Below are 7,554 nucleotides of genomic sequence, written 5' to 3'. Positions count from 1 at the left end.
GGGCTAAAGGATATGACACAGGCTTTCCGCAAGGCTCCTGGCTACGCGGCACGCCGGTCGTGGCCGGGATCAATCAGGGCGAGCGGACGGTGCTCGAGTATTTGCTGTCGCCTGTGCAGAGACGGTGCAGGAGTCGGGGAGGGAGCGATGAAGGGGAAATGTCCTGCGCGTTTGCTTGCGCTTTCAGGGAGAAGAAATGCGTGATTACTGGCTAACGCAATACCTCCTCAGCGCAATTGGTTGGGGCTATCTGATCATCGTGTTGATCGTGATTCTATTGGCGCTATTGTTGATAAAGGAGAAATCGACGAAGACAGTAGCCATCCTAGTCGTTCTGGGCCTGGCGTCCATACTGCCGATTCGGAGCTACCAGGAATATGCAAAGGAAAAAGAAGCAGGAGATGCCTATCGTGCACGTTTGGCGAAGGCGCAGGCCTTGTTTGACAAACGCTGCGAGACAGCGGGAGAGAAGATATACAAAACGATAGAGAACGTCGAGGGAGTCCGCCTGTTGAATCCCCGGTCGAATATCTCGAACGTTGATAGAGCCAATCGTGATTGGCCTGGTGCTGGTTTTCCCGGTGAATCGGGAGGAAACCAGTACATCATGGAATTCTTGTATTTCCATAAACCGAGATCAGGTCTTCAAGCCCGAGAACTCGGCTGGGCGCGCGGGGGGCTCAAAGGTTATTCCTATGTAGACGTAGACGAGCAAGGTAAGCATTTTCGATACAAGCTCCTTGCTGAGTCCCAATATGTTTACGGGAGCGACCCTTTGAAAGCCTACGGAAAAAAAGAGCAAGTTTCAGATGCTTTCTCTCGATACATCATTGCTTACGAAAGTATTGAAGACCAGCAGGGGCGAGAGAGCTGGATTGCCGGTGGACATGTGACGGTAGTCGACCAGAAAAATGGCGAGCTACTTGGTGAATTCGTACGGTACTCGTTCGATCCCGGTTTTGGCGATACCTACGGTGAAAGATCACCATGGGGTTTCGCCAAACAGTGTCCATTGACAGGCTACGGAGGATCTTCCGGTCACATCAGATCGTTTGTCGAGCAAGTCCTAAAACCTAAGCGAAGTGAATAGACATGTCCACTGAAATCACAACTTATCTGAAATACGTCAACCTGCAGATGGCGGCTGAGTCTTTATTTGGGGTGTTACCTATGGACGACGCTGGATTGACTACTGGCGCTGGGTCAATGACGGAGGCCAGCTTAATCAGTGGAAATAATCGTTCCAGCAGGTTTACTGCAACCCAAGCCAAACAGTTCTTGGATGAAGAGAAATGGACCGTCGTAGAGCATAAAAGCAATACAGAAACCGGTTTTAGCGGAACGCTCTTTAAAAATGCCATCACGAATGAGTACGTGTTGAGCTTTCGCTCTACGGAGTTCGCCGACGATGCAGTTCGAGATGGCGAAGCAACAAACACGCTGGAGATCAAGGAGAAAGGGTGGGCTTTCGGACAGATCGCGGACATGGAGGCTTGGTACGCCACGCTCAAGGCCGATTCGACCAAGTTGGGAGACAACAACTTCAGTGTTACCGGCTATAGCTTAGGCGGACATCTCGCCACGGCCTTTAGCATTTTGCGCAGAGAGGAGCTGCGTGAGGACGGCACTCCCAATCCCATTGTCAATACCTACACCATCAACGGTGCAGGAGTCGGTACCTTTACCGGGACGCTGGGTAGCGTTATGGGAATTTTTTCGCAACGACGCGCTACTGGTGCCAATGCGGATTTATTTACTTCATCACAAGCGCAATCTTTGTATAACCAATTCAAGGATGTCTTTCAAGCTGGGGCTAGTCAAGCTACTAAGGCAAGCGCCGAGTCTGCTCTTTATCAGCTTACCCTGCCTTTACAAGCCACCAACGGCATCGCGAGACAAGAGCTTTTGCTACTGCAAACAGCCCTACGGCGAATATCCGATGTCGCTGGTGAGGTCGAGCGAGTCAATGCGGGTATTCCAAACGGCAACAGTCCGGATGTTCCAGCCCGGCCGGTTACGACTTCAAAAATAAATGCTGTTGGGCTGGACTACCAGTTGGCGGTGCTTAAGGCCAGCGAGGCAACCAGTAGTACCCGAACTATCTTTGATTTTGGTGGTGTCGTAGCTTACTCAGGAAGAGAAATTGCGTCAGACCGCATTACTAATTTGTACGATTTGTACGGCGATACATCGCCGTCGGGTGTAGCCAATTCGCAAATTCACTATGGCGCAGCTACGCCGATATGGATAGAGGACCAACCTTTGCTCCGTGGTCAGGTGCCCAGCTCGGTACTTACTGCTTCTGGCGTTGGGGCATTGGCCGCGGATTTCAAATTGCTCGTTCCCGATTTCAGTCAAAACGATTTTGGCGACACACATAGTCTGGTATTGCTTGTTGACAGTCTGAACGTGCAAAGCATGTTGATGAAAATATCTTCAGGTCTGGATTTCGCCACTCTTAAAAGTATCTTCAACGCCGCTAGCAGCGACAAAGTGGAAACTGGCCTCACTTCAGATGTCGGTACCAACAACCAAGGTAAGGCTGACGGGGGCTCACTGGAGAAAGTCGTCAACGCTTTGGCTGATATGTTGGGTCTGGGCTGGAAAGGCAGTGCCAGACTTCAAGGTAGTCCGAATGGCAACACTTGGGCAATGCTCGACGATCCAGTTGGCTATAGCGGAAGAACCAAGTTTTATGAAAAGCTTAAGGCGATTACGGACACCTCAACATATCAAGCGCTGCTTGGAAAAGCCACCATCGTTCCCATTAGCCAGGTGACTGATGCGCAGACTAATTTTGCAAGCTTTCTTGCCTTCAACGCGCTGAGTCCTTTTGTCCTCCAAACCACTGATGCCACCGCGATTGCCAAACTCAAGCAGGCCAACGAAAGCTTGGCGCAGTCGTGGGAAGCCGATGCGCAACTGTCACCATCGCAAAAAGCCGCAGGCCTCAGCACCTTCACAACGAACTGGTATGCCGATCGGGCAGATATGCTCAGATGGGTCGCCTTTCGTAACACCAATAATCTTGAGAAACTTCGTAGCCCAACTGTTTCTCAGGCCGTCGCCTACAGCGATGCCGAGACCTCAACCCTGTTCAGTCTTGCCAATACCAACGCTGGCCCACAAGCCATACTTAAGGCAAAACGGATCATTTTTGCAGGAAGTGATGCCGACGAGCTCTCGGGCGAGGAAAAGGATGACCATATATACGGTGGAGGTGGCAACGACGTCATCGACGGCAAGGGTGGAGCAGACTACCTCGAAGGCAACGCTGGCGACGACACCCTCGTCGGAGGTGAGGGCACTGATACCCTGGTCGGCGGCGCAGGCTTCGATACCTATATTTTCAGCGCTGGCGGTAACCGCGACACCGTGCTGGACAGCGATGGACAAGGCAAGATTGAATTTGCCGGCCGAACACTTGACGGTAGCGGTACGCTTGTCTCAGACACCGCCGCTCAGGCTATCTGGGAAGATACGAGCCAGCCTGATGCAGTCATCACTTACCTGTGGGACAAGGTTAAAAAGGAACTCAGGATCAGTGGTGGCGGCGCTGCAGGCCTGAACAGTTCTGTGGTCATCCAGAACTATGCCGATCTGGCGCTCCGCATTCACGCCCCGGCAGCGGCGGCACCGGTTGTAGCACCGGTCATGCCTGTATTTGACCTCTCCACAAGTGAAGGTCGAGCAGCCTACTCAGAAGTGAATGATCCCAACGGAAACGTAATATCCGCGTCGCCTGCGGTCTCGGGTGCCGTCGCTTTGAAAGGTGGCGTGTTTGGCATGCAGGGGTCTCAGTACGTGGCCGGTAGCAAATACGGTGACATTATTGAGGGTGGAAGCGTGGTTAACACAAACCCGAACTTTGCGCCGCGCTCACAAGTCTTGTATGGCCTGGATGGGGATGACCATCTTTATGCCGTAACCACCCAGACAGTAGCGGATGCAGTCAGTAATTCGCTGGGTTATACCAACGTCCCGACGGATGCGGAGCTGGGTTCGTCCTGGGCCGCCCTGCATCCCTATAGTGAGGCGGTTGCGCTCGATGGAGGGGCCGGCAATGACACGTTGATTGGCAGTTCCTTGAACGACACCCTGTTTGGCGGCGACGGCAACGATGTCATCGTGGGCGGAAGTGGCAACGACATTATTTTGAGCGATGGCGATATCGGCGATAGCCGCGCCGGTGCCCACAGGATTGGGCAAAACACTTCCGGGGGCAGCCCAACGTCAACTACCCACAGCATGCTGGGAAAAGTGGCGCTTTACAGCTTCCATATCAAGACGGGCCAAACATGGGACTTGATGCCCAATGCGCCCACATTGGGTTACTTGGGAAATACCAGCTACTTCGACTACGTTTCTGCGAGCGGCAATTTTGGCTCGACAGGAGGTGGAACTGTGTATGACTACATGGACCCTCTGGGTAGCTACGACCTGGATGCCATCTCGGTGCTTAACCAGTCGAATGTACCGATCGAAGGATGGGACGCGTACTTTCCATCGGGAACCGAGATGGTTGCAACCAGCGGCCAATCCACAAAATTGCCGAGCTGGTATGGCGTCAGCAGCACTGATCCGCTAAACGACCAGACAAGAACTTTCAATACCAATCGCTATTACGGCAATGACGTGGTGTATGCCGGCGCGGGCGACGATGTGGTTAACACCGGAGGCGGTAGCGATATTGTCCTGGCGGGCTCAGGCGTCGACTTTGTCGCCGGCTATAGCGGGGACGATTACATCTTTGGCGAGGAAGACAACGACTATCTTTGGGGCGATGAAGCCACCGTGTTGAATACGGCAACACTGGGTGCCACGGTTGACCGTTGGACGGGTATCTCTTACAGCAAGGCCGGTCTGAATGCCCTTGGTTTCTATGGCGAGGATTATCTGGACGGTGGTAGCGGTAACGACGTGTTGGTGGGTGGGGGTAACCGCGACACGCTGCTCGGCGGCATTGGCGAAGATTGGCTGTTCGGTGATGACGTGGAAGGCCAGTTATCAAGTGCGGACTCCGGTGATGACTATCTGGATGGTGGTGAAGGTGCTGACTGGCTGTTTGGCGGCCGAGGCAAGGACACGCTGATTGTGGGAGCGGGCGACAAAGCCCAAGGTGGGGAAGGCGAAGACGTTTATCTCATTTCTGGTGATTCAGAGCTGACCGACATTTCTGGCAAAAACAGCTACCGAATCGATGCGGCCTTGGCGACCGTTATCAGCCTTGACGATTACTCGCGAGCTGGCAGCACTATTGAGATTTTCAACGCCCTGGCAGGCAGCAAGCCTGAACTGACGTTTCAGGGCGGGGGGATATTGACCATTGGAGGGCTGGTTATTTACTGTGGTGCGGGTTGGCTGGACGGTTCACTGGCATCGGTTTCCGTGAATGGGGCAAGCTATAGCGCCAAAGACCTGCTGCGAGCCAGCCCTACTTCGCGCCAGGTGACAGTGACAGGCCCACCGCAAGAGGTGGTAACGGGAACCGGCTGGGACGATATCGTTGTCATGGGAAGCGGCAATGTTGTTTCCGCAGGCCAAGGCAACGACGTCATCCGCTTCGAGTCTGCCGACAACACACTGGAATTCCATGAGGGCGACGGCAATGACCTGATCATCATGGGGGCTGGCGCCGCTGAAGCCGAAGCCACCGCGCTCAACTTGGCGCTTGACGCGAATGCCGATATTTCCTTGCTGAGAATTGGATTGTCCGGGCCGGTTGACAACCGCAAGGTCGTCCTTTTCATGACGCCCGTCGGGCAAGACTCCATCAGCATCCAAACCATCGGTGCGGATGTCGAGGCCTTCCTTGACCGTTTTGTCATCACGGCAGGTGCACAAACAACCACGCTAGCTCAATTGCTCGCCAACGGTCAGCAATTCCAGGGTAATGAGTATGACAACGAGCTCATCGCTTTCAACCAGGCCAGCTCCCTGAATGGCCAGGGCGGCAACGATACCCTGGTGGGCAGCGTCTTTGATGACGTCCTGGACGGCGGCACGGGCAATGATGTAGCTTATGGCGGCCTCGGTAACGATACGTACAAGTGGGGCCGTGGTTTTGGCAGCGATGTGCTGGTGGAACAAGGTGGCCGCGATGTCCTGATGCTGACTAATCTTCTGGACACGGATATCGCGGTCAGCAAAGACTCATCAGGCAACCTGAAGCTGAAGGTAATCGATTCGGGTGAAGAGCTCGTGGTAGGGGCATTCTTTGGATCGGACTACGACGGAGCCATTGAGACGATCGTGTTCTCCAATGGGGTGGAGTGGGGTATCAACACGCTCAAACTCATGACGCTGGTGCCCACCGGGGCGGATGACGACATCACCGGGTTTGACGGCGATGACCATTTGACCGGAGGCGGCGGTAACGACCAACTGAGTGGCGGCGGCGGAAATGACTTGCTTGAGGGGGGTGATGGCAATGACAGCCTGCGGGGCAATCAGGGCGATGACCGCTTGATCGGAGGCCTGGGCAATGACAGCCTGACGGGAGGCCGCGGCGACGACACCTTTGTTTGGGGCCTGGGGCAGGGGAACGACTTGATTTATGACTTTGGCGGAGGTGCGCTTGACACGCTGGAGCTAAGCGCTTTGAACCCAGGAGACGTTTCGGGCATCCGATACAACGGCGGTGACGCCGTCCTGACGATTACCGCCACTGGCGAGACCATCAACATTACCCAACAGTTCTATGCGCTGGACGAGTACTACTACACCATTGAGCGGCTGGTCTTTGCGGACGGCACGATCTGGAATATCGAGGATCAGTCTTTCAGCTTTTTGTTGACGGAGCGCAGCTGGCTGGGCGGCTCTAACTTGTACGGCTGGGGATTGGCCGATCACATCGTGGCCGGCAGCAGCGGCAACGCTATGTATGGAATGGAAGGAAACGACTATCTTGAAGGGGGTGACGGTTCCGATACGCTGGACGGTGGAACCGGCGATGACATGCTGGTGGGTGGACTGAATAACGACAGTTACGTCTACGGGCTGGGGTATGGCCGGGACACGATTTCCGACCTCGACACCACAGCCGGCAATGTGGACACGCTCTTCATGCAGGCAGGGATCGCAGCCGGCGACGTGACGGTTTCCCGTACGGCAACGCAGCTGGTATTGACCATCAGCGCGTCGGACCAGGTTCTGATTGACTGGGACCTGGCTGCCGGGAAAGGCATCGAACGCGTTGAGTTCGCCGACGGCACCGTGTGGGACCGGCAGGCCTTGGAGGCAGCAGTTGTCCCAACGGCGACCACCCCCACAATCCTGGGCACAGCCGGAGACGACATGTTAGGCGGCACAAGCGCAGCAGACGTGTTTGATGGGCAGGCCGGGGACGACGAGTTTCACGGAATGGGGGGTAACGACGTCTACCTGTACAGCCTGGGAGATGGCAGCGACACCATCCTGGACTACGACGAGACCGCCGGCAATGTGGACACCGTGCGCTTTGACGGCACCGTGCTGGCCGGCGACGTCAGCCTCAGCCGCGACCAGACGCACCTGTACCTCAACATCGCGGGAACGGGCGAGCGCATCACCTTT

3 protein-coding genes are annotated in these 7,554 nt (G+C 55.1%); all 3 read left to right on the top strand.

Translation table 11 applies throughout. The features are described from left to right. A partial coding sequence (locus AC1D1F_RS24550; protein ID WP_477700877.1) for a hypothetical protein occupies nucleotides 1-215 on the top strand: 215 nt, incomplete at its 5' end. Next, nucleotides 197-1,090: a hypothetical protein gene (locus AC1D1F_RS24545; RefSeq protein ID WP_477678624.1), complete on the top strand. Its 894-nt coding sequence runs from the start codon at nucleotides 197-199 to the stop codon at nucleotides 1,088-1,090. The genes AC1D1F_RS24550 and AC1D1F_RS24545, both read left to right, overlap by 19 nt. A 2-nt stretch (nucleotides 1,091-1,092) precedes the next feature. Next, nucleotides 1,093-7,554, top strand: a 6,462-nt coding sequence (locus tag AC1D1F_RS24540) for a calcium-binding protein (RefSeq protein WP_477700876.1), incomplete at its 3' end; no start/stop codon positions are given.

The organism is Polaromonas sp. P1_H6, assembly GCF_056405195.1.
Note: the sequence above shows the minus strand (reverse complement) of the source record. Positions and strands in the feature narration are given on the sequence as shown.

Coding starts and splice junctions, on each gene's coding strand:
- AC1D1F_RS24545 (WP_477678624.1), top strand. CDS start 197: ATGCGTGATTACTGGCTAACGCAATACCTCCTCAGCGCAATTGGTTGG.